This window comes from Microbacterium sp. PMB16 (assembly GCF_051294855.1).
Lineage (GTDB): Bacteria > Actinomycetota > Actinomycetes > Actinomycetales > Microbacteriaceae > Microbacterium.
Genome location: NZ_CP145908.1, coordinates 1,136,966 through 1,160,118 on the forward strand (window position 1 = coordinate 1,136,966; position 23,153 = coordinate 1,160,118).

The 23,153-nt window shown below is 69.7% G+C and carries 18 protein-coding genes; 6 read left to right on the plus strand and 12 right to left on the minus strand.

The window, feature by feature from the left end:
* Positions 1–31 precede the first annotated feature (31 nt).
* A complete protein-coding gene (locus V5D55_RS05465; protein WP_435748363.1) occupies positions 32–481 on the plus strand; it encodes a DUF6194 family protein in 450 nt (149 codons plus the stop codon).
* Positions 478–1,020: a putative immunity protein gene (locus V5D55_RS05470; protein ID WP_435748364.1), complete on the plus strand. Its 543-nt coding sequence runs from the start codon at positions 478–480 to the stop codon at positions 1,018–1,020. Before V5D55_RS05465 ends, V5D55_RS05470 begins: the two co-directional genes overlap by 4 nt.
* A gap of 17 nt (positions 1,021–1,037) precedes the next feature.
* Here V5D55_RS05470 and V5D55_RS05475 read toward each other — a convergent pair whose 3' ends face one another.
* From V5D55_RS05475 to V5D55_RS05510, 8 genes are all read right to left on the minus strand, one after another.
* A complete protein-coding gene (locus V5D55_RS05475) occupies positions 1,038–3,215 on the minus strand; it encodes a beta-galactosidase (RefSeq protein ID WP_435748365.1) in 2,178 nt (725 codons plus the stop codon).
* Positions 3,212–4,534: an alpha-L-fucosidase gene (locus tag V5D55_RS05480; RefSeq protein WP_435748366.1), complete on the minus strand. Its 1,323-nt coding sequence runs from the start codon at positions 4,532–4,534 to the stop codon at positions 3,212–3,214. Before V5D55_RS05480 ends, V5D55_RS05475 begins: the two co-directional genes overlap by 4 nt.
* A 29-nt stretch (positions 4,535–4,563) precedes the next feature.
* Entirely contained in the window at positions 4,564–5,382 is an 819-nt protein-coding gene (locus V5D55_RS05485) for a carbohydrate ABC transporter permease (RefSeq protein ID WP_435748367.1), read from the minus strand.
* Positions 5,379–6,269, minus strand: coding sequence for a carbohydrate ABC transporter permease (locus V5D55_RS05490; protein ID WP_435748369.1), 891 nt, complete (start codon positions 6,267–6,269; stop codon positions 5,379–5,381). The genes V5D55_RS05485 and V5D55_RS05490 overlap by 4 nt, the downstream gene beginning before the upstream one ends.
* Positions 6,270–6,298: 29 nt before the next feature.
* Positions 6,299–7,588 (minus strand): ABC transporter substrate-binding protein, encoded by a 1,290-nt coding sequence (locus tag V5D55_RS05495; RefSeq protein WP_435748370.1) that lies wholly within the window; start codon positions 7,586–7,588, stop codon positions 6,299–6,301.
* A 59-nt stretch (positions 7,589–7,647) separates the two neighbouring features.
* A complete protein-coding gene (locus tag V5D55_RS05500; RefSeq protein WP_435748371.1) occupies positions 7,648–8,817 on the minus strand; it encodes an ROK family protein in 1,170 nt (389 codons plus the stop codon).
* Positions 8,818–8,891: 74 nt separating this feature from the next.
* The gene (locus V5D55_RS05505; RefSeq protein WP_435748372.1) at positions 8,892–10,967 is read right to left on the minus strand and encodes an alpha-galactosidase; all 2,076 of its coding nucleotides are present in this window, start codon (positions 10,965–10,967) and stop codon (positions 8,892–8,894) included.
* A gap of 123 nt (positions 10,968–11,090) precedes the next feature.
* Complete coding sequence (locus tag V5D55_RS05510) at positions 11,091–13,742, minus strand: galactose-binding domain-containing protein (protein ID WP_435748373.1); 2,652 nt, start codon at positions 13,740–13,742, stop codon at positions 11,091–11,093.
* 215 nt (positions 13,743–13,957) lie between these two features.
* Between V5D55_RS05510 and V5D55_RS05515 the strand changes: the two genes are divergently transcribed.
* The 4 genes from V5D55_RS05515 to V5D55_RS05530 all read left to right on the plus strand — a co-directional run bounded on the left by V5D55_RS05515 (position 13,958) and on the right by V5D55_RS05530 (position 17,832).
* Entirely contained in the window at positions 13,958–14,635 is a 678-nt protein-coding gene (locus tag V5D55_RS05515; RefSeq protein ID WP_435748374.1) for a response regulator transcription factor, read from the plus strand.
* Positions 14,628–15,959, plus strand: a complete 1,332-nt coding sequence (locus tag V5D55_RS05520; RefSeq protein ID WP_435748376.1) for a HAMP domain-containing sensor histidine kinase — start codon at positions 14,628–14,630, stop codon at positions 15,957–15,959. The genes V5D55_RS05515 and V5D55_RS05520 overlap by 8 nt, the downstream gene beginning before the upstream one ends.
* Positions 15,960–16,015: 56 nt before the next feature.
* A complete protein-coding gene (locus V5D55_RS05525; RefSeq protein WP_435748377.1) occupies positions 16,016–16,834 on the plus strand; it encodes a hypothetical protein in 819 nt (272 codons plus the stop codon).
* A gap of 170 nt (positions 16,835–17,004) precedes the next feature.
* Complete coding sequence (locus V5D55_RS05530) at positions 17,005–17,832, plus strand: nucleotidyltransferase domain-containing protein (RefSeq protein ID WP_435748378.1); 828 nt, start codon at positions 17,005–17,007, stop codon at positions 17,830–17,832.
* 103 nt (positions 17,833–17,935) lie between these two features.
* Here V5D55_RS05530 and V5D55_RS05535 read toward each other — a convergent pair whose 3' ends face one another.
* Genes V5D55_RS05535 through V5D55_RS05550 form a run of 4 tightly spaced genes read right to left on the minus strand, consistent with a single transcriptional unit; the run spans position 17,936 to position 23,122 of the window.
* A complete protein-coding gene (locus tag V5D55_RS05535; RefSeq protein WP_435748379.1) occupies positions 17,936–19,642 on the minus strand; it encodes a sugar phosphorylase in 1,707 nt (568 codons plus the stop codon).
* On the minus strand, positions 19,639–20,973 hold the full coding sequence (locus V5D55_RS05540; RefSeq protein ID WP_435748380.1) for a glycoside hydrolase family 36 protein: 1,335 nt from the start codon (positions 20,971–20,973) through the stop codon (positions 19,639–19,641). Before V5D55_RS05540 ends, V5D55_RS05535 begins: the two co-directional genes overlap by 4 nt.
* A complete protein-coding gene (locus tag V5D55_RS05545) occupies positions 20,970–22,067 on the minus strand; it encodes a Gfo/Idh/MocA family protein (RefSeq protein WP_435748381.1) in 1,098 nt (365 codons plus the stop codon). Before V5D55_RS05545 ends, V5D55_RS05540 begins: the two co-directional genes overlap by 4 nt.
* Positions 22,064–23,122 (minus strand): zinc-dependent alcohol dehydrogenase, encoded by a 1,059-nt coding sequence (locus V5D55_RS05550; RefSeq protein WP_435748382.1) that lies wholly within the window; start codon positions 23,120–23,122, stop codon positions 22,064–22,066. Before V5D55_RS05550 ends, V5D55_RS05545 begins: the two co-directional genes overlap by 4 nt.
* Between the last annotated feature and the right edge of the window lie 31 nt (positions 23,123–23,153).

The window sequence follows — 23,153 nt, forward strand, 5'->3', positions numbered from 1 at the left end:
CACATAAGCACTTCAACCTCACCATTGAATGATGGAGATGCAGCAGATCATCGAGACAGTCCGCGGGTTCGACGGAGCACTGGCCGTCACCCCCGAATCCGGCAGCGCGTTTCCCGAGATCTCGTGGGGCGACGCGTACTTCTATCACGCCCCCGACGGACGGATGCCGGAACGCACCCAGCCCTACGGCACCATCGTCACGAAGGACTACCCCGACGACGCCTCGTCCGAGCTCGACACCCCTGGACGGTTCCGGGTGAACATCCACGTCGGACAGGCCCGCGCGGACGAACTCATCACGACGGCATCCTCAGCCACGCAGGCGGACGTCTTCCAGCGGCATCCGCTCTACGGCAGCGCCGGGTGGGTCTGCGTGATCGATCCGGCGGAGAGGACAGCGGATGCCGTGCTCGCACTGCTCCGGGAAGCGCACGACGCCGCGCAGGCACGCAGCGCCCGTCGAAGCCGGAGGTCGGAATGACCGGGAAGCTCTCACCCCAGGCACTCAGCGAGCAGGATCGCCGGACCGTCGCCGACTGGTCCGCCGACTGCGCGGAGCGGGTACTGCCCCTGTTCGAACGGGAGGCGCCAGACGACGACCGCGCCCGTGACGCCATCGCCCGCGCGAGGGCGTTCGCGCGCGGCGAGCTCACCGCGGCGGGCGAGATCCGGGGTCGCTTCGTGGCCGGTCGGGCAGCCGCCAGCGCGCGGACACCCGCCGGGACCGCCGCCGCTCGCGCCGCCGCCCAGGCCGCCGGCGTCGCGCACATGGGAGCGCACGCGCTCGGGGCTGCCGCCTACGCCGCGAAAGCGGTCGGTCTCGCTCGGCAGGATGGTCCGGATGCCGCTCGCACCGAGGTGGCCTGGCAACTGGCGCACCTGTCTCCCGAGGCGACCGCCGCCCTGCGCGCGCTTCCCCTTCTCGGGGAAGACACCGCGGGGCCCCTCGGCCCAGGGCTGCTCGCCTCGGGCACGCTGGGTGCCGTGATCCGTGAGATCCAGGGACACCTCCGCGCCTGATCGTCAGCGCCTATTGGTCAACGTGCGTCCGACCACCCGACGCGCACCAGCACCTCCAGATCGACCGCACGCACGGCCGGCATCGCGCCGTCCGGACGCTCGACACCGCGGATGCCGTCGTCCCACGGCTCGACCTGCAGCACCAGCTCCCCCGGCCAAGCCGTGACCGCGTGCACGAGGTCGATCGTCCACGGGTCGCCGTGGAACAGGTCTTCGGTGATCTTCGTCCCGTCCACGAACAGCGCCGCCGAGGCTCCCGCGTAGTCGACGATCAGCTGGGCCTCGGCGATCCGCGTGAGCGCGTCGGTGTCGACCTCGATCCGCCACCGCCCGCCGCCGAGCGGAACGAGCGCAGGGGTCACGACCTCGGCATCCGGGGCGGTCGTCACCCAGCGAGCGGCCCCCGGCACACGCGACTCCCCTCCACGGCGCCAGTGTCCGCCCGGCGAGAGGCCCTCCCCGGGCAGCACGTCGACGGCCAGCTCCGCTCCCGCCGGCACCAGCCACGCGACACCATCGACATCGACGAGGTCACCCCCGCAGCTGAACACGACCCGCTCTCCCCCGTCGAGGGCGAGCGGCGTCGCCCCCAGCGAATCCTCCTCGCCCACGACGACGACGCGACCCGAGCCGAGCCGCGCGCTCCACGAGCCTTCGCCGACCGCGACGGTCGCGCCGGCGGCATCCGTCCGCATCGTCACCTGGCCGTGCTCGACCCGCAGCTCGCCGAGTGTGGCGAGCTCGCCGGTGCTCCACGTCGGCCTCCACAGCACGATCGTGTCGACGCCGGCGATCCGCATCCTGGCGAGAGGCTGCAGCGTCGCCCACCGCACCTCGGCATCGCCCACCCTCAGCCGCACCGGGAACACGGCGAATGCCCCGGCCGGAAGCGTCAGCGGCCGATCGGGCACGGTGAGCACGCCGGATGCCGTGACGATCTCGACCTGCACGTCGTCACGCTGGGGCAACTCGATGTTGCGCTGCCGGTTGTTCACGAACCAGAACCCGCCGCCGCGCTCGTCGAACCGACCGATGTGCCGCAGGCGCGTGGTGTCCTCCGGCTCGGGGATCGCCCCGCCGTCGCGCACGACCCCGGTCGCATCGAGCTCCGCCGTGAATCCCGCGATGAAGCTGTGCAGTCGCCGGTACTGCGCCCAGCTCGGCCGCAGCGCCCCGAACTCCCCCACCGGCGCCTGGAAGTCGTAGCTCAGCGACCAGTCGCCGTGCAGTCCGGGCTGCTGGGTCCCTCCGTGGAACATGTAGTAGCCGAGCATCGAGGCGCCACGACCGAGGCCGTCATACGCCTGCGCGATCACGTCGCCCGCCTGCACCCGGAAGCGGTCGAGGCCGCGCATCGGGCTCCCCGTGCCCATCTCGATGTAGCCGCGCGGGTAGTCCTCGGCCGGGTAGTAGATGCGCCCGAGGTCGGTCGTCGCCTGCCACTCGTCGGTGCCGAACGAGAACCCGCTGATCGGGCCCTCGCCACCGCCGCGCTCCCAGCCGCGATACGCGTAGCCGCCGAGCAGCGGGAGCACCCGTGTCGGCGGGTCGAAGCGCGTGTTCGCCGTGACGTTGAAGAACGGCGCATCCATCCCGCAGCGGGCGATGAGCTCCCGCAGCGTCGCGATGTGCGCGGGGTCGCCCTGGTCGTACTCGTTCTCGACCTGGATCGCGACGATCGGGCCGCCATCGACGAAGCCGAGTCCCGCGATCTCCTCCGCGAGCCGCCGCCAGTACCGCTCGACGTGCGCCAGGTACCCGGGGTCGTCGGTCCGGGCCCCGGCGAGCGCGAACTCCGGCAGCCCGCCGTGCGTCGCCTCGGCATTGCAGTACGGGCCGATACGCAGCCACACGCGCAGCCCGACGGCGGCGCACTCCCGGATGAACGCCCGCAGGTCGCGGTCCCCCGACCAGCGCCACTCCCCTGGCGCGGACTCGTGGTGGTTCCACAGCACGTAGGTCGCGACGGTGTCGAGGCCGGCGGCCTTCATCTTGGCGAGCTCGTCGTGCCATCGGTGCCGGGGCGAGCGGGCGAAGTGGTACTCGCCGCTGCGCGGGAACCAGGCCGACCCGTCTCGCTGCCAGCCGCGCCGGCTCACGGAGAGCGCCTCCCCGCCCGGGTTCACGCCGCCGGCCCACGCGAACGGCTCCGCCGACCGCTGCTCACGCTCGGCGATGGAGAGACGGTACGTCACGCCTCGGTGCCATCCGATGGAGCCAGCTCGATCGCGATGACGGTGTCGTTCTCATCGGGGAGCGGATACGTGAACTGCGGGTTGTCTCCGAACGACAGGAACACGGTGTCGGGGTACGGCTCGGTGAGCCAGAAGGTCACCGGCTGCATCTCCTCCCCGGTGGTCAGCAGGCGCACCGAGCGCACGGCCGCCTTGTCGACCCCGGTCAGCGCCAGGGGGCCGATCGGCCCCTCGAAAACGTGCGCGTAGAGCGTGTCGCCGCGGCGAGTGTAGTAGCCCCACTCGGGCTTGGGGATGCCGGCGATGCCGGCGCCGTAGATGCTCTCGCCGTTGCGCTCCATCCAGTCGCCCACCTCGTGCAGCATCCGCACCGACTCCTCTGGAAAGGCGCCATCGGGCTGCGGACCCACGTTCAGCAGCATGTTGCCGCCCTTGCTGATGACCTCGACGAGCTTGCGGACGATCGTGCGCGTCGTCTTGAAGGCCGTGTCGCCGCGGAAGTAGCCCCAGTTGTTGTTGTGCGTGAAGTTCGCCTCCCACGGCACCGGGTCGCCGTTCACGTTGCGGATCCCCTCGGCGGGGATGAGCTGCTCCGGCGAGACCCAGTCGCCGGCCCAGTCGCTCGGGTCGGCCTCGACCAGCGAGCCGAAGCCGCCGCCACTGGTCTCCAGCCGGTTGTTGATCAGGATGTCGGGCTGGTGGCGCCGCACCATCGCGAGCAGTTCGTCGGCCTTCCAGGTCTCGCCGATCATCGAGCCGTACGAGAAGTCGAACCAGAGGATGTCGAGCTTCCCGTACCCCGACACCAGCTCCTCGACCTGTGCGTGCATGTAGTCGAGGTACTTCGGGAAATCGGGGCGGTGATCGGCCCAGGCCGGGTCGCCGCGGTGCGGGTGGTGCTCGTCCTCGTAGGCCGGGTAGTCGGGGTGGTGCCAGTCGAGCAGCGAGTAGTACAGGCCGACCTTGATGCCGCGCTCGCGGAACGCCTCGAGGAACTCCCGCACGAGGTCGCGGCCGAAGCCGTTGTGCATCGAGGTGTAGTCGGTGAGCTTCGAGTCGAACAGGCAGAAGCCCTCGTGGTGCTTCGCGACCATCACCGCGTACTTCATGCCCGCTTTTGCCGCGTCATCCGCCCACTTTCGCGGATCGAAGTGCTGCGGCCGGAAGCCGTCGATCGCGGGCTGATAGTCCTCGATGGACACCCGCTCCATCGACCGCCACCACGCCTCGTCCTGGATGACCGTGTAGCCGCCGAAGTGGACGAACAGTCCGAATCGGGCTTCCCGGAACCAGGCGGAACGGGCGAAGCGGTCGGTCATGTGGAGCCTTTCGATTGCGGGAGAAGACATCAGCTCTTCACCGCGCCGGCCATGATGCCGGACATGATGTAGCGCTGGGCGAGCAGGAAGACGACGACCATCGGCAGCGCGGTCACCACGAGGTTCGCGGAGACGAGCGCGTAGTCGAACGAATGCAGGCTCTGGAAGTTGAAGATCGTCATCGGCAGGGTCCAGACGTCGGAGTTGGTGAGGAAGAGCACGTTCTGGAATTCGTTCCACGCGAACGTGACCACGAGGACCATCACGGTGAGGGTGACCGGACGCATCAGCGGGAAGATGATCCGGAAGAAGATGGTGAAAGGGCCGGCCCCGTCGATGAGGGCAGCCTCGTCGATCTCGCGCGGGATCTGTCGGATGAAGCCGACCAGCAGCAGCGTCGTGAACGGGATCTGTGAGGCGACGTCCACCAGGATGAGCCCGAGGTGCGTGTTGGAGAGTCCGATCAGCTGCAGCAGACGGATGGCGGGGATCACCGCGAACGGGGCGATGAGCCCGACGAGCAGGTACGCGTACACGCCCTTGCTGAACCAGTCGGTGCGACGCGCGATCACGTAGGCCGCGAGTGAGCAGACCGCGATGGTGCCGACCGTCACGCCGCCGGCGACGATGACGCTGTTGAGGAGTGCTCGCGCGATGGCGGGGTCGCCGAGCACCGTGGCGTAGTTCGAGAACATCCAGTTCTCGGGGAGCGCGAAGGTGAAGGTCGCCGCCTCCGACGAGGTCTTCACCGAGTTGAGCAGGATCAGCAGGAGCGGCGCGAGGTAGACGAACAGCACCGCGGCGGCGGCGACGTACGTCAGGACGCGGGGGATGGCCGGAGTCTTCACAGGTCCTTCACCTTCGTGCTGCGGTTGATGATCGCGTTGAGCACCAGGGCGATCAGCGTCACCAGCATGAACTGGGTGAAGCTCACCGCCGACGCGTAGCCCAGGTTGGAGGTGCTGAGCGCCTTCATGTTGAAGATCGTCAGGACGCTCGTGGCGGTGCCGGGACCGCCGCCGGTGGTGGCGATGATGATGTCGAAGGCCTTCATCCCCGCGACGAACGACAGCAGCGCGGTCAGCGTGATCGCATGCGAGATGAACGGGATCTTCAGGTACCGGGTCATCTGCCAGGCCGAGACGCCGTCGAGGTTGGCGGCTTCGATCAGGTCTTTCGGCACGGCCTGGAGTGCGGCGAGGACGATGACCATGGTCCAGCCCACGCCCATCCACGTCTCCACGATGCCGACCGTGTACAACGCCAGGTCGAAGCTGCCGAACCAGTCCTGCGCGAGGAAGCCGAGTCCCAGTCCGCGGAGGGCCTGGTTGACCGGCCCGTCGTTCGCGAGGAGGAAGTAGAACGTCGATCCGACGACGATCGTGGAGAGCATCATCGGCAGGTACACCAGTGCGCGGAGACCGTGGTTGCCGCGGAACGCGCGATCCAGGAGGAACGCGAGCGCGACCCCGACGACCGTCTTCAGCAGCGTCACGATCACCGCGTAGAGGAACTGCAGCCCGACGGACTGCAGGAATCCCGGCAGGTTGTCGACGAACAGCAGATCGAAATTGCGGATGCCGATGAACTCCTGCGTCCGCGACAGCGTCGACGCGTCCGTGAACGCGAGCCACAGTCCGAGCAGGGCCGGGAAGAGGAAGAAGATCGTGAACACCACGATGGCGGGAACGAGGAACGTCCTCGGATACACCCGCGCCGCCAATGCGTTCTTCATCTTCTCCCTCTCCCCTCGAGCCTCTCGGCTCAGAACCCGTCGATACCGGCGGTCTTGCCCGCGGCCTGCCACGCGGCGTCGTAGCGCGTGCCGAACTCGGCCACGTCGATACGGCCGGCCAGCAGCTCCTGGTACGCCGCGATGATGTCGTCCTGCGGGGTCGGGAAGCGGGCGGTCTGGTCGAACGCGGCGCCGGTCTTCTTCTCGTCGACCCACACCTGGATCTCGTCCATGACCGGGTCGGGGTCGGCGACCGTCACGTCGGTGAAGGCCGGCACGCCAGGGCTGCTGGCGAGGAAGTTCTCGACCTGCGCCGGCTCGATCAGGAACTCGAGGAGCTTCTGCGCCTCCTCCTTCTGCGCGCTGTCCTTCGCGATGTGCATGATGTTCGGCTGGCTGAGCGCGATCTGCGTCGTGCCGGAGGGGTTCGGCAGTGCGAAGAAGCCGAAGTCGCCCTCCGGGTTCGCGCCGCGGATCTCGCCGATGACCCAGCTGCCGTTGATGATCGCGCCGGCCGTGCCCTCGGCGACCGCGGTCGTGGCCTGCTCGTAGCTCGCCGTCAGGACGTCGGGGTTGGTCAGACCGTCCTTCGCCCAGCCGGCCAGTGCCTGGTACTGCTCCTCGAAGCCGTCGAGCTCCGACCAGGTCCCGTCGTTGCTCGCCAGCTCCTGCGGAAGGTCGGCGTTGTCGCCGATGAAGTCCGCGTTGACCGCGTTGCGGTGCTGCAGCAGCGTCCATCCGTCCTTGCCGGAGAGGAACAGCGGCGTGACGCCGGAGTCCTTCACCGCGGCGAAGGCGGCGGTGAGGTCGTCGAGGGTCTCGGGCTGGGCGTCGATCCCGGCCGCCGCGAAGACCTCCTTGTTGTAGAAGATGCCGAACGTGCTCAGGCCGTCGGCCGAGGGGATGCCGTAGAGCTTGCCGTCGGCTGCCTTCATCGAGTCGAACACCGAGGTCGGCATCCGGTCCTGGAAGGCGGGGTCGGTGACCTCGGTCATGAACGAGCCGGGGTCCTTCTCCTCGTTGAGCCCGGCGAAGATGTCGACGCCGCCGCCCGAGGAGATCTTGGCGCGGATGTTCTGGTCGTACTGCTCGTCGGGCACGCCCTGCACCTCGACCTCGACACCGGTCTTCTCGGTGTAGGCGTCGATGTTCTCCTGGAGGCCTTCGTAGTTCGCCCAGCTGCTGGGCACGATGTACACGAGGGGCTTTCCGGTGCCCTCGTTCTTCGTCTCGCCGGAACCGGAGCAGCCGGCGAGCGCGATGGCCAGCGTCGAGGCCGCTGCCGTGAACGCGATGATGCGCGCAGTCTTCATTGACATTGTTCTTCCTTGGTGCGGTGAGAGTCCCCGGTGCGGTTGCTCCGTGGAGGTGCGGCCGGTCAGACCAGAGCGGCTGTCCGGCCTCCGATCGCGTAGGACAATCGGGTGCGATCGAGAAGGTGGGGCGCCATGCCGGGGCCGATGAGGTCTTCGGCGGCACCGTCGAGTGCGGTGAGGGCGGCGCCGATGACCGTCCCGTACTGGCCGAATTCGCTGACGACGACCGGGGCGACGATCGGCAGGTCGCAGTCGAGGTGGGCGATGACGCGTTCGACGAGGGCGTCGTGCACCGCGAGGGGACCGTGCAGCACGATGAGCTCGGGATCGATCACGAGCTGGAGCATCGCGATCTGCTCGGCGGCCAGGGCGGTGAACCGGTCGAGTGAGGCGGATGCCGCGCGGTCACCGCCCTCGGCGGCGGCGACCAGGGCGCTGACATCGGGGTCGGAGGGCCATTCGGCATCGTCGACATCGTTCTCCCCCGCTCCGAATCGCTGCTGGATGTTGCCGGATCGCCCGTTGGTGCCGCCGTAGACGCGTCCGCCGATGACGATGCCGGCACTCACGCGGTGCCACAGGACCGGCACGACGAAAGTGTCGACGGCCTTCGCCGCGCCCATCCGCCGTTCCGTCGACATCGCGGCCGCGAGGTCGTGCAGGGTGTCGGCCGGCACGTCGAACGCCGCGCTGACGATGGCGGGCACGGCCTGCCCGCGCCATTCGAGGAAGGCTGCGGCCTCGATGAAGACGCCGGTCGGGTCCATCGACCCGGGCACGGCGACGCCGACGCGCACCAGCTTCTTGCCGAGCTCGGCGGCGGTCGCCTTCACCCACGCGGCGGCGCTGTCCAACCGCTCCTGAGCGCCGGCGCCGGAGGCCGGTCGCACTCCGTGCCACAGTTCCCGGCCGAGGAGGTCGGTGATCATGAGGCGCTCGACGTGCTTGGCGAGTTCGAGTCCGGCGACGATGCCCGCGTCGGCGACGAAGGAGAACCGCGTGGCGGGCCGCCCCGCGCCCTGGGGCGCCGATGCCGGGGCCTCGACGAGGAGACCCGCATCGTAGAGATCCTGGAGCCGTGCCGTCACGGTGGGACGGGAAAGCCCGGTGACCGCGGCGACCTCGGTGATCGTCATCGAGCCGGCCGTGCGGATCGCCTCGGCGCAGCGCGCGCTGTTGGCGCGACGGAGCTCGAGCATCTGCTCCGAGTTACCCGCTGCCGAGCGTTCCATGTCGACCTCCGCGTCGATGGCTGATTCCGTTACCCCATTTATAAATAGGGTGACGTTACTTGTCAAGAAGTTTTTCAGAAGGCGTCGGCGAAGACGATCACCGGAGCGTCGACGTCGACGCCAGGGGCCTCGATCCCGACCTCGGTGAGCACCCGCCCGGGGAGCACGAGCTCGCCTCCGGCCCAGGGCGGCGCCTCGTGCGCCGCGAGGGGGCCGTCCAGACGGATGCGGTAGCGACGAGCCGGATCGAGTCCAGGAAGACGGATGCGCCCCACCGGCCACCCCGGCGGGCGCTCGCGCAGCAGATAGAGATAGACCGCGCCCGTAGCGCCCACGACGCCGTCGAGGGATGCCGCGCCACCGGCGGCATCCGCGTGCACCACCCGACCGCTGTGCAGCACGGCCCGATGCTCTCGGTGGAAAGCGACCCAGGCCTGAAGCTCGTCCCGCTCGTCGGCGCCGAGCTCCGCGAGGTCGGCCTCCACTCCGAGCTGCCACATGCTCGCGACCGCCGCCCGAAAACGCAGCGGGGCGACGCGACCTGTCGAGTACGCGCGCGGTTCGCCGATGTGGGTGCCGATCAACTCCGGGGGCAGCAGGAGTGACGTCCATCGGTTGATGTCGGCCCGCTCGTGCGGGTCGCTGCAGTCCGACGCCCAGACCCGGTCGGCGCGCTCCAGCATCCCGAGGTCGAGCCGGGCGCCGCCGCTGGAGCATGCCTCGATCTCCAGACCCGGGAACCTCTCTCGCAGCGTGTCCATCAGCCGATACAGCGCGAGGGTCTGCGCACGATGACCCGCGCGGCCGGTCGGACTGTGTCCGGCGTCGAGCAGCGAGCGGTTGTGGTCCCACTTGATGAAGTCGATACCGAGTTGCGCGACCAGCGCGCTCATCTGCTCGAGCACGTGCGCGAAGGCCCCGTCGTGACCGAGGTCGAGCACGTACTGATGCCGGGAGGGGATGCCGACGCCGTGCCCGGCATCGAAGACCCATTCCGGATGGGCGCGCACCAGGTCCGAGTCGAGGTTCACCATCTCGGGCTCGAACCACAGACCGAACTCCATGCCCAGCTCGTGCACCCTCGTGGCGAGCGCATCGAGTCCGCGCGGCCACACCTCGGGCGAGACGACCCAGTCGCCGAGACCCGCCCGGTCGTGGCGTCGTGCCCCGAACCACCCGTCGTCGAGCACGAAGCGCTCCAACCCGAGGGCGGCGGCTCGCTCGGCGGCCGCGATCAGCTCGGCCTCGTCGTGGTCGAAGTACACCGCCTCCCAGGTGTTGAGCAGCATCGGCCGCGGCAGGGCGGGGTGATTCCGCCGCGCGCGGAGATGGTCGTGGAACCGCGCGGCGAGGGCGTCGAGGCCCACTCCCCACGAGCCGTACAGCCACGGGGTCACGACGTGTTCGCCGAGCCCGAGCACCAGTTCGTCGGGGTAGAGCAGTTCCCCTCCGCTCAGCATCCGCGTTCCGGCGGGGGTGCGCTCCGCGACGATGCGCTGATTGCCGCTCCAGCCCAAGTGGATGCCCCAGACCTCGCCGCGGTCGAAGCCGAAGCCGTGCTCTCCGGCCACCGTGAGCGTGGGCGCCTCGAAACCGGGCTTGCCGCCGCGCGCTTCGCGCACCCAGCATCCGATGTCGAACGGACGACGCTGCGGCGAGCGCTCCCGCGTCCAGCGGCCGGCGAGGTCGAACAGCTCGTCGGCGTGCGCGGGCACCGGGAACGCGAGGGCCAGGCGATCGACCCGGTACGCGCCGCCCAGGTTGCGCAGCGTCGATCTCGCCCGGAGCAGCCCGCCCTCGTCGAGCTCGATCTCCATCTCGATCTCGAGCGCGCTCTCCGGATCCTCCGCCCGCACGACGAGGCGGTCGGCGGCCGCAGTGTCTTCCCGGCGACCGTGAGCCTCGCGGAACAGCGGCGCCCACGCGGCACCGTCGCGGCTGCCGACCAGGCCCGGCTCGCCCAGCCATGCCTCGGCGAGCTGCGGCAGGATCGGCACCGGCTGCGGCGCGTAGATCACGGTGTCGCCGAGCGGCGGCAGCGCGGCGCGCTCCATCGCGGCGAGCGCCTCGTCGTCGAGTGCGCCGAGGTCGGCACCCCAGTGCAGGATGCGCGGGAGACGCCCGCCGCTGAGGGTGACGACGAGACTCACTCCTCCGCGGCGAAGGTGATGGACGACGTCCTGTCGGTACATGACCGGCCTTTCTGGTGGGATCTGTCGGGCGCGCGACGGCGGCCCGGGTGCGGGGGAACCCGGGCCGCCGACTCCTGCGCGCTAGTTGACCTTGACCTCGGCGAGCTGCAGGATCTTGCCCGAACCCGGCACCGTGATCTTCACGTACCGTCCGGTCACGCCACCGGTGCTGATGGTCTCGGACGGCGTCGGGTAGCCGACCCGAGTGCTCGACCACACGACCGCACTGCTCGCGTTGAGCACCTCGACCTTGTAGCCCGACAGGCGTTCGGCGTTCTCGATCCGGTTCCAGACCTCGATCTGGTTGATCGTCACCGCCGAGCCCAGGTCGACCTGCCACCACGGATTCGATTCGGAGTTCGTGTGCGACACGGATCCGCTCGCCCAGAGGCCATCGGTGTTTCCATCGACCGCCCGGGAGGCCGGGCCGGTGCCGTCACCGCCGGTGTAGGTGGACGACTGCGTGGCCGTCTTGCCCTGGGCGAGGTTGACCTGGGCCGGGCGGACGAGCACCTCGGCCAGTTGCAGGATCTTGCCCGATCCCGGCACCGTGATCTTGACGTACCTCCCGGTCACGTTGCCGGTGCTGACCGTCTCGCTGGGCGTCGGATACCCGGTGCGGGTGCTCGACCAGACCACGGAACTCGCGGCGTTGAGCACCTCGATCTTGTAGCCGCTCAGACGCTCGTTGCAGCAGTCGGTGCGGTTCCAGACCTCGATCTGGCCGATCGCCTGGTCGGAGCCGAGGTCCACCTGCCACCACGGGTTCGACGTGCCGTTCCCGTCCGTGTGCGACACCGAGCCGTTGGCGAAGACGCCATCGGTGTTGCTGTCCACCGCGCGGGCGGCCGTCTGACCGCCCGACCACTGCGAACTCTGGGTGGCCGTCTTACCTGCCGCGAGGTTGACCGCCGCCGGCACGCCGGGACCATCCGTCTGCACGCTGAACTTCACGAGGCCGTTGTGCACGATCGACACCGTCAGGGTCTTCGTCGCCGCGTTCCAGGACTGCGTCTGCGTGTACGGACGCGTGGCGGTCGTGTTCGCTGCGAAGGTGACCTGCGGCTGACCACCCTGCCAGGTGCCGTTGACCGTGAACCGCGTCGTACGGATGTCGCGTGCCGAGCGATCGTCGAGGGCGAGGTTCGACGCCGTCTGCACGATGCCGTTCGCATCCTTGACCGGGTTGCCCGAGCCGTCGAGCTTCACACTCGTGTAGTCCTTGATGTAGCGATAGGTCTGCCACTTGTCGAAGTCGGTTGCCGGCGCGACGCCGTAGATGCTGGACGTGCGGACGTTGTCCTTGTTCACGCGATAGTTGTTCAGGATGACGTCGACCTTGTTCGTCGACTCCTTCATCACCGCGTACGTGTGGTTGGGTGCCTCGATGCCGAAACCGGTCGCCGCCGACTGCTTCGGATCGAAGCTGGAGCTCGCGACCCCCTCGCGGTTCTCGGCGTAGTTCATCCAGTACCAGCTGTTCGTGTTGCGCAGCAGGAACGTGTTGCTGGCGATCGCCTCCTGCGGGTACAGGGAGTCGAACCACGACTGGCTCTGCCCCGACGTCGCGATGTTCTCGAACATCGACAGGTTCGCGTTCGGGATCGTGTTCGGCACCATCGGGATGATCCCGTACCGGCCGGTGCGCGGGAAGATGTTCGAGGCCGAGGTGTCCCACATCGTCGACTCGTTGTAGACGCTGCCCTTGTAGACCATCTTGTTCTGGTCGAGGACCTCCTGCTTGGTGGGGATCTTGATCGCCCCCGACTTCAGGTCGCGCAGGAACGGGATGATCGCGAACTCGTAGCCGGCCAGACGCTCGCCGTCGGTGACGTTCGTGAACCACTGCGCCTCGGTCTTGAAGGCGGTGCCGCCCTGCGAGACGACCTTCAGCATCGACTGCACAGTCATCGCCTCGGGATACTGCAGGATGTCCTTCCACGTCTGGCTTCCCGAACCCCAGAGCCGGCCGTAGCCGTTCAGGCCCCAGTGCCACCAGTCCGAGGACGACCCCCAGTTGCCGATGGATCCGGACAGCCACATGCCCAGGTTGAGCGCATCGGTGTCGGTGTCGCCGAACGACTCCTTGTTCATGAAGATGATGTTCTGCGGATTGGCCCGGATCTTCGACAGCAGGGTCGCATTGTCCTGCAACCACGTGATCATCGTGCCCGCGCCCCAGATGTTCGTGTCGGTCCACACGAAGTGCAGTCCCTCGTCGACGGCGAGCTGCACGAGCTCGGCGAGATAGGCCGACTGGTTGCTGCCGTTGTAGAGCTCTGCGCCGTTCACGCCCTGCATCATCGAGTGCGTCTCGGCGAGGTTGCGGAAGAACGACACGGGGATCAGCTCGGCCGTCGGCGTCTCGCCGTTGAGGGCCTGCACGAAGAAGGGGATGTTCTGCGCCTGGGCGAGGTCCGCCTGGGCGGTGATCCAACTCGTGACGGATGGCCTGTTCTTGAGCGACTCATCGGCGATGAACATCACGACGGTGTTCTCTTTGAGGTCGGAGGGGATCTTCCCCCACAGGTCGGTGACGACGTCGGTCTGGTCTGGACCCTCTCCGCCCTTGTAGAAGTTCGTGATGAAGAGCGGCTTCTCGCGCGAGACCTCCCGCCGCAGCGGATCGGCGGCCACCGCCGGAGCGGCGGTCATCACGACCCCGAGTGGTGCGAGGAGGATCGCGGCGATCGCGACCGCCACCCCTCGCCGGATTCTTTGTGAGAACGTCATCGTGTCTCCTGGGTTCGAATTATGAAAGAGCTTTCTTTAATCCCCTCTTCGAATCTAGAATCGGTGCCGAGACCCCGTCAACCGGTTTCATAATTGCCAAGGCCCTTCGCACGCGCCGCACCGCATGCGCCGATCGCCGGCGGGGACCCCCCGGGGGGAGAACCGGGAATCACCGCTTCAGCCACGATTCAGCGTCGGAAGGCCACACTGGAGGAATGCGGATCCTGGTAGTCGACGACGAGGTGCGCCTGGCCGACGGCGTGCGCCGAGGGCTCGAGGCCGAGGGGTTCGCCGTCGACGTCGCCCACAACGGCGTCGATGGGCTCTGGCGGGCACGCGAAACCCGCTATGACGCGATCGTGCTCGACCTGATGATGCCCGGGATGAGCGGCTGGAAGGTCTGCGAGGCGCTGCGCGCCGAGGAGAACTGGACGCCCGTGCTGATGCTGACCGCGAAGGACGGCGAGTGGGACCAGGTCGAGGCGCTCGAGACCGGCGCCGACGACTACGTCACGAAGCCCTTCTCGTTCGCGATCCTCGTCGCGCGGATCCGTGCCCTCGTCCGCCGCGGTGCCGTCGCGCGCCCGGCGATCCTGGAGGCCGGCGACCTGCGGCTCGACCCCGCAGCGCACCGCGTCTGGCGGGGCGAGACACCGGTGACGCTGACAGCCCGAGAGTTCTCTGTGCTGGAGTTCCTGATGCGCCACCGCGGGCAGGTGGTCACCAAGCGCACGCTGATCGACGGGGTCTGGGACGACGACTTCGACGGCGACCCGAACATCGTCGAGGTGTACGTCGGGCATCTGCGCCGCAAGCTCGACAAGCCGTTCGGACGCGAAGCGATCGAGACCATCCGCGGTGCGGGCTACCGACTGGCGGCCGACGGTGGCTGAGGGGCCGGCGACCAGCCGCTGGTGGCGATCGGTGCGGGGGCGCACGACCCTCGGCGCGACGCTCGTCGTCGCGGTGGCGCTCGCGATCGGCGCGATCTCGTTCTACGCCATCCTCAGCGCCAACGTGCAGGGCAGCGCGCAGCGCGCGGCCGAACAGCGCATCGATGAGCTCGGCGACCGCCTCGGCGGGCCGAGGAACCCCGGGATCGACGAACTCGACGACGAGTTCGTGCAGATCCTCGGCCCGGACGGATCGGTGCGGAGCGCCAGTGAAGACGCCAGGGAAGCGCAGGGCTCGACGCCCCTTCCCGTCTCCGACGATCCGCAGACCATGACCATCGACGGCGAGCCGATGCTGGTCGTGTCGGACGACCTCGACGGCGACCAGACGCTGGTGCTCGCGGTCTCGATGGAGGACGACGCCGAGACGCTGTCGACGGTCGCGACGCTCCTCGCCGTCGCGGTCCCTCTGCTGCTCCTGCTCGTCGCCGCGACGACGTGGCTGGTGACCGGACGCGCGCTGCGCCCGGTGACGCGCATCCGCGAAGAGGTCGACGGCATCACGGCCGAGCGCCTGCACCAGCGCCTCGCCGTTCCGGCATCCGCCGATGAGATCGCCGCGCTGGCGACGACCATGAACGGGATGCTGGACCGACTGGATGCCGCCGCGGCGGCGCAGCGCCGCTTCGTCTCGGATGCGTCGCACGAACTGCGCTCCCCGCTCGCGACGATCCGTCAGCACGCCGAACTCGCGCAGGCCCACCCCGGGGTGACGAGCATCGGCGAACTGGCCGAGGTCGTCTCCGACGAGGGCCTGCGACTGCAGGGCATCGTGGAGTCGCTGCTGCTGCTCGCCCGACTCGATGAGGGTGCCGGCCGCCGTGCCGAACCGGTCGACCTGGACGACCTGGCGCTCGGTGAGGTGCGGCGGCTCCGGGCGGCGGGTGTCGAGGTCGACGGCTCCGGTGTCGGCGCGGCGCGCGTCGACGGCGACCCGCGGCTGCTCGGTCAGCTGCTGCGCAACCTCGCCGACAATGCTGCACGTCACGCCCGAGGGCGCGTCGCGATCGGCGTGACGCCCGCCGATCGGCATGTCTTCGTCACGGTGGAAGACGATGGGACAGGAGTCCCCGCAGACGAGCGGGAGCGCATCTTCGAGCGCTTCGTACGACTCGACGAGGCGCGTAGCCGCGATGCCGGAGGCAGCGGTCTCGGGCTCGCGATCGCGCAGGGCATCGCCACCGCGGAGGGCGGGACCATCGTCGTCGACGACTCGCGCTGGGGCGGCGCGCGGTTCGTCGTCACCCTTCCGCTCGCTTCCTGAAGAGCTCTTCAGGTCGCTTCAGGAAGGCTTCAGTGCCCGCGGGAGAGCATCGTCATATGGACGACAAGAACCTCACCCCCGACCAGACTCCCGACCACAGCGCTGACGCACCGACCGTGCCCGTCACCCCGACGGATGCCGCACCGCAGGCCGCCGCCACGGAACAGCACGCCGCGGCTCCCGCCGCTGCCGCACCCGCAGCCCCGGTCGAGTCGAAGCCCCGGCGCACCCGCGCACTCCTGATCGGCGGCGGCATCGCCGCGGCCGTGGTGCTCGTGGGCGGCGGCATCGCCGTCGGCGCCGCGATTGCCGACGACCTCGGCGACGACGACCACCCCTCGGTCTCCGACGGTCCCCGGCACGACGCCGACGACCGCCAGGACGACCGAGGCGACCGTGACGACCAGCGCGATGACGACGCCGGTCCCCCCGCGAACGGCCAAGGGCCCGCAGCCGCGATCGGTGCGGACTCCGCCGACGAGCTCATCACGATCGCCGACGCCGCGCGCGGTGCCGCCGACGGCGAGGTCACCTCGATCGACGCCAAGCGCGACGGCGCGTGGGAGGTGCAGCTGACCACCGCTGCCGGCGCGGAGACCGAGGTGCGCGTCGACGACAAGCTCTCGGCCACCGTAATCTCGAGCGAACCTGCCGAGGCCGATGACACCGCCCCGACGCTGACCCTCGACGACGACGCGATCCGGTCGCTCGTCTCGGCCGCCCTCGCCGAAGCCGACGGCATGATCACCGATCTCGACGTCGACAGCGACGACGTCAGCCCCTACGACGCCTCCGTCCTCACGTCGGACAACCGGTCGATCGACATCGACTTCTCCGCGGAGTTCGCCGTGGTCGGCACCGACATCGACGACTGATCCCCCGACCTTTCACAGCAGCGGCGGAGTTGCGTGAAGGCACTTCTGGTCGACTGGGTGAGCAACTGCGTCGGGAGGGGTCCCGGGGCGGTAGCTCCTCGGCCGCCCCACCTTCGGGCGGCAGGTGGGTGGGGTCCCCTCACCTCACCCACCATTCCCCTCGTCGTAGCATGGGCACCGTGCTCGACGACGACTTCCTCCACCTGATGGCAGCGGAGCTCTGCCGGGTCCGGGGAGTGCAGGCCGTCGCCCTCGGCGGCAGCCGCGCCCGCGGAACCCATCGACCGGACTCGGACGTCGATCTCGGTCTCTACATCGAGGCGGATGCCGACCTCGACGCGGTCGCGCACGTCGCGAGCGCGTGGACCGTCGAGCCGGTGACCATCGCGGGGCGCGGCGGCTGGGGACCGTGGGTCGAGGGTGGCGCCTGGCTCGTCGTGGACGGCGTCCCCGTCGACCTGATCCTCCGCGACATCGACCGTGTGCGGGAGCAGTGCGCGCGGGCCGCGCGCGGCGAGTTCGCGTTCCACGTCCAGCCGGGGCATCCGCTCGGCTTCCTCGATGTCGCCTACGCCGGCGAGGTCGCCACCGGCGTCCCGCTGTGCGATCCGACCGGGCTCCTCGACGAGCTCGCCCGGAGCGTGACGCCGTACCCCTCGGCACTCCGCGCGGCCGTGCTCGAGAACCTCTGGCAGGTGGACTTCCTGCTGAACGGCGCGGCCAAGGGGGCGAAGGCCGAGGACGTCGCCTACGTCACACTGTGCGCGACGACCGCGACCATGCTGCTCGCGCACGGGTGGCACGCCGCCGCCGGCGAGTGGGTCACGAACGAGAAGGGCCTGGTCCCCCGGGTGGCACGCCTCGACCTCGACAGTGGGGACTTCAGTGCGGCGGCGAGCGCCGCACTGGCTTCCGTCGGATCGTCGACCGACGAACTGCTCGCGACCATCGACGCGGTCCGGGCCCTGCCCCGGCCCGACGTTTCCCGGAGTCGATGACGGTTCCCGGATGCTGCGACGTGAAAGCATCCGCGATTCATCACTGACTCCGTGATTCGTCGGCCCGGCCCGACCCCGACCCCGACGGCCTCGCCGTGGCACCTCACACGGATGCCGCGAGCCAGACGTAGCCGAACGGTTCGAGCACGAGCCCGTCGTGGTGCTCGCCGGTGAGCAGATCGGTCCCGCCGAGGGAAGCCAGCTCCACCACGTCGTCGCTCACGTTCACGACGGCGACGACCTCATCGGCCGTGCCGGCTCCCCGTCGCACCACGAGCACGCGGTCGTCGAGGTTCTCGATCCGCTGCGAGGCGAACGGCGAGAATGCCGCCGCGCCCCGCCGCACGGCCAGCATCGCGCGGACGCCATCGAGCATGCCCGACCGACGACCCGGCACCTGCAGCTCGTCCCGCAGCCGGTCGGCATCGAGCACCTCGCGGTTGATGCGCCGTGCGATGTCGCTGTCCTGCACACCCTGGTGGTCCTGCTGCGAGCCGAGCAGCGAGTGGTGATAGATCGCGGGGACACCGATGAGAGACAGCAGGATCGCGTGGGCCGCGAGGCCCCGACGCACCGCCGACACGTCCGGCGACGGATCGCCCGGGTCGACGAGCGCCTCGAGGAAGTTGGTGTTGAGCTCGTAGACGCCCTCGCTGCCGTCGGGGCGCTTGGCCATCGAGACGCGTCCGCCGCGGGCGAGCGTCCGCTCCACGAGCAGTGCGCGATCGGCATCCGTCAGCAGCCCCTCGGTCGGGCGCAGGCCGATGCCGTCGTGGCTGGCGAGGAAGTTGAACCACGTCGCGGTGTCGCTCACCGGGCCCACGCCCCGCGCCCATTCGGCCAACGCGGTCGCCCGACCCGTGACGAACGCGTGCAGCACGAGCGGCGGCAGCGCGAACTGGTAGACCATGTGCGCTTCGTCGCCGCCGTCGCCGAAGTACGTGATGTTGTCGGCGTGCGGCACGTTGGTCTCGGTGAGCAGCAGTGTGCCGGGGGCGAGCTCATCCACGAGCACGCGCCAGATCCGGATGATGTCGTGCGTCTGCGGCAGGTGGATGCAGGTGGTGCCCGACTGCTTCCAGAGGTACCCGATCGCGTCGAGCCGCACCGTGGTCGCGCCGTGCGCGAGGTAGCCGAGGAGGATGTCGGTCAGGTCGAGCAGCACCGCGGGCGTGCTCGGATCGATGTCGACCTGATCGGGGCCGAAGGTCGTCCATGCCCGCGCCACCGTGCCATCCGGCCGTTCGTACTCGTGCACGAGCGGAGTGACGCGCGGACGCACCACCCGCGACACGTCGAAGTCGGGGCCGGGATCGAGGAAGTACCCGTCGTACCGCGCGTCGCGGGCGAGCCATGCCCGGAACCACGGCGAGGAGCTGGAGATGTGGTTGGCGACGAAGTCCAGCGCGAGCGCGTACTCGTCGCGGAGGTCGGCGATGTCATCCCAGGTGCCGAGGGCCGGATTCACCTGGCGGTGGTCGACGACTCCGAAGCCGTCGTCCGAGGTCCACGGATAGATCGGCAGCAGGTGCACGTCACTGATGACGTCGCCGATGTGCTCCCGCAGCACCCCCGCGAGCGTGTGCAGCGGGGTCTCCCCCGGCCTGCGGAACGAGTCGCCGTAGGTGATCAGGTAGGCCGTGGATTCGTCGGGTCCGACGTGCGCCGCGTCGGGACGCGGAGCCGCCAGGCGCGCGCGCCAGGTCTCGGCCAGCTCGAGCAGCGCGGCGAGCACCTCGGCCGAGGCATCCGGATAGAGCCGGTCAACGAGCGGGGCGAGGCGATCCTTCAGACCGGTCTCGGAGGTCATGCGGACGTCTCCTTCAGAAGTTCACGGACGAGTTCCCTGCCGCGCGCGTCGAGTCCGGCGAGGCGATCGGAGAAACCCCGGATGCCGGGGGCGCCGAGCACCACCTCGGCCCACTCCTCGCGCAGGGCGAACTCGGGGCGCGCGACCAGGCAGTCGGGGTCGTTGGCCCAGAACCGGCCGTGCTGCCATGCGCGCGCCTCGACGGACATCTGTCCGCGCAAGCCCTGGGATCCGTCTTCGCCGCCCTCGTGGAACGTGTCGCCGGCGACCCGCATCGCGTCGACGAGTCCGACGCTCGGAAGGATCGGGGCGCCGCAGCCGAGCAGGAACGCGTCGTCGCCGAGCACCTCGCGGATGAGCTCGAGGCCCGAGCGATAGGCCGAGATCGGCGTGGCATCCGCGTCGTAGCGGCGCCCCGGCAATGCCCCGGAGTACAGGAAGTCGAGCTTGACGTAGTCGATGCCCAGGTCGCGGATGTCGGAGAAGACGCGGGTCAGGTAGTCGCGCACGCCGGGGTGGGTGAGGTCGAGCCCGCGGAGGTCATCGCCCCAGTTGCGACCGGCGTCGCCGAGCACCCACTCCGGATGTTCCCGCGCGACCGTGGAGTTCGCGCCGACGGAGAAGGGCGCGGCCCAGATGCCGGCGCGGCGACCGCTGTCGAGGATCGCGGCGACCGCGTCGGGCAGCGAGCCGAACCGCGGATTCGGAGCGGTCCACTCGCCGGTACCGAGGCTCCAGCCGTCGTCGATCTGCACCACGTCGACGTCGAGCCCGGATTCGTCGATCGCGCGGAGGTTCTCGATCACATCGGACGCGTGCACCTCCTCGAAGTACTGATACCAGGTGCACCACACGCGCGGCGCGGCCCACCCGAACCGGGCACCGGATGCTGCGCCGAAGCGGTCCCCGAAGGTTTCGAGTGCGGCAGGACCCTTCGTCAAGCTCAGGGACCGGGAACCGGCAGGACCCTTCGTCAAGCTCAGGGACCGAGGGAGCTCGCTCAGGGACCGGGCATCGGCATCCGTCTCCACGACCACGGTGTCACCCCGCCACGACGCACGGATGGTCGGCACCTCACGACTCGCGTCGAGGGTTCCGAAGACGCGCGCGTCGCCGCCGTCACCGGGGTCGACGACCAGCAGGCCCTCGCCCTGCAGTGCGTCCTCGGCCACGGGCGTGCCCGGGCGGAACCGCATCGCGTGCTGCCACGGTTCGACCGGCCGATGGATCTCATCGCCACGCGCCGACCAGGTCGTCGGGCTCCAGCTCTGCCATCCCTCGGCGTACACCCGGGCCTCGGGCCCGACGGGGATCTCATCGAGGATCGTCACGCTGCTCCACTCATTTCCCTGGCTGTCGTCAGTTCGAGGTCGACGGGGTGCACCGGTATCCCTCCACGCGCGGCGGATTCGACCGCGGCGATGGTCGTCCGGACAGTCGCCACGACGTGCTCGGCCGCGTTCTCCGGCTCGCGCCTCCCGACGACCGCACTCTGCAGCTCACCCATCGCGCCGGCGAAACCGTCGGTGAACCACTGCCCCTCCAAGACGAAGTCGGTGCTGTCACCGTCGCGGTCGAGCGTGAGGCGATCGGAGCCGAGCAGCACGCTGCCTCGGAGGGTGCCCTCGGTGCCGTGGATCCAGAACGGGCACCCGCCCGCGGACGCCACCGCGCTGCCGACGATGCGGATCGACGCGCTCGCGCCGCTCGACACGTCGATGCGCAGATCCGCGCCCCAGGGATTGCGGGCCGCGACGGGCTGGGCGGGAACGCGATGATCGGATGCCGTCACACCCACGACCGTCGACCCCTCCAGCCAGCAGCGGGTGATGTCGATCCAGTGCACGAGGTAGTCGTTCAGCAGCATGTGCGGCACGTCGTCGAAAGGCGTTCCGGCGAGCGGCGGCAGCGGCTTGTCGTGCAGGTGCGTGACGCCGACGACGTCGCCGATACGCCCCTCGCGGATCAGGAGGGTGGCGAGGCGCCAGGCCGGGGCCCAGCGCGCGTTCTGATTGACGGCGACCCGGACGCCCTTCGCACGGGCTTCGGCGAGCACCCCCGCGAGCCGCGGCAGCTCGGACGCGTCGCTCACGAGCGGCTTCTGCGCGAGCACGTGCTTGCCCGCGGCGACCGCTGCGGCGATGAGCTCGACACGGCCGACAGGACCGGTCGCCAGGTCGACGACCTCGACCCGCGGGTCGGCGAGCAGGGCGTCGAGCGACTCGTGGACCGTCTCGATGCCGAAGTCCGCGGCGAGCGCCTCAGCGTCGGCGGCGGTGCGGGAGGTCACAGCGACGACCGGCACGTCCCAGGCGCGGTACGCGGGCAGGTGCGCGGTGCGGGCGATGGCGCCGGCACCCACGAGGCCGACGCCGAGCCGGCGCTCGGGAAAGGTGGGCCGGTACGCAGGGACCTCGGTGCTCACTGCACTCGCTCCGGCGCCGCGTCGAAGCGCAGCACGGCCTGGAGGATCTCGGGGTCTCCGGCATCCAGTCGCCCGAAGACGCCGGCCACGTCGGCTGCGGGAACGATGTCGGACACGAGGGCTGTGGCATCCACCTCTCCGGCGAAGATCAGCCCCATCACCGTGCGCACCAGGCGCGCCTGGTTCCAGCGGCCGCCGAGCGAGACGGGCACGCCCGAGATCTGGCTGGCGACGATCCGCACGCGGTTGTGGTGGAACTCCTCGCCGAGGCGCAGGTTCGACGCCCCTCCCTGGTAGAAGCCGGATGCGGCGACGAGCCCTTCGGTCACGACGCAGCGGATGGCCTCGTGCAGCGCGCGGTCGGTGCCGGAGAGCTCGATCGCACTGTCGGCTCCGCCGCCGGTGATCTCGCGGATCATCTCGCCCGCGCCGCCGGGACGCAGGGCGTCGACCGCGTGCGCCGCGCCGAAGGTCGTCGCCATGGCGAGACGCGTCGCGAGGGTGTCGACCGCGATCACCCGGCCTCCCGAGAGCGTCGCAAGACGCGTGGCGAGGAGTCCGATGACGCCCTGCCCGAAGACCGCAACCTGCTCGCCGAGGCGCACGTCGGCCGCGAGCACGCCGTTGAGAGCGATCGCGCCGACGCGGGCGAAGGTGCCGAGCACGGGGTCGACGCCGTCGGGCACGATCCGTCCGGCGACTGCGGCCGCCGGGACCACAGCATCGCTGCGGTGGCCCCAGATGCCGTGCACGACGTCGCCGACCTGCACGTCGGTCACGTCATCGGCGACCTCGACGACCTGTCCGACCTCCGAGTAGCCCCAGCCGCTGACCGGGTAGCCGAAGCTCGGCTCGCCCGGCACGAACAGCCGTCGCTCGGCATCCCACGTCGACGTGAGGTACGGGTTGGTGCCGCGGTAGGCGGTCAGCTCGGTACCGGCGGAGATGCCGGAGTACCAGGTGGCGATCCGGACGCTTCCCGGCGTCAGAGGCTGCGCCTCGATCTCGACCAGCTCGACCTCGCGGACGGCGGAGAACTGCACGACGTGGGGCACGGGCGGTGCCTTCCTTCCAGAGTGGGTGAGC

Coding starts and splice junctions, on each gene's coding strand:
- V5D55_RS05535 (WP_435748379.1), bottom strand. CDS start 19,642: ATGACCTCCGAGACCGGTCTGAAGGATCGCCTCGCCCCGCTCGTTGAC.
- V5D55_RS05480 (WP_435748366.1), bottom strand. CDS start 4,534: ATGACCGACCGCTTCGCCCGTTCCGCCTGGTTCCGGGAAGCCCGATTC.
- V5D55_RS05500 (WP_435748371.1), bottom strand. CDS start 8,817: ATGGAACGCTCGGCAGCGGGTAACTCGGAGCAGATGCTCGAGCTCCGT.
- V5D55_RS05530 (WP_435748378.1), top strand. CDS start 17,005: ATGGGCACCGTGCTCGACGACGACTTCCTCCACCTGATGGCAGCGGAG.
- V5D55_RS05465 (WP_435748363.1), top strand. CDS start 32: ATGGAGATGCAGCAGATCATCGAGACAGTCCGCGGGTTCGACGGAGCA.
- V5D55_RS05490 (WP_435748369.1), bottom strand. CDS start 6,269: ATGAAGAACGCATTGGCGGCGCGGGTGTATCCGAGGACGTTCCTCGTT.
- V5D55_RS05525 (WP_435748377.1), top strand. CDS start 16,016: ATGGACGACAAGAACCTCACCCCCGACCAGACTCCCGACCACAGCGCT.
- V5D55_RS05470 (WP_435748364.1), top strand. CDS start 478: ATGACCGGGAAGCTCTCACCCCAGGCACTCAGCGAGCAGGATCGCCGG.
- V5D55_RS05495 (WP_435748370.1), bottom strand. CDS start 7,588: ATGTCAATGAAGACTGCGCGCATCATCGCGTTCACGGCAGCGGCCTCG.
- V5D55_RS05510 (WP_435748373.1), bottom strand. CDS start 13,742: ATGACGTTCTCACAAAGAATCCGGCGAGGGGTGGCGGTCGCGATCGCC.
- V5D55_RS05515 (WP_435748374.1), top strand. CDS start 13,958: ATGCGGATCCTGGTAGTCGACGACGAGGTGCGCCTGGCCGACGGCGTG.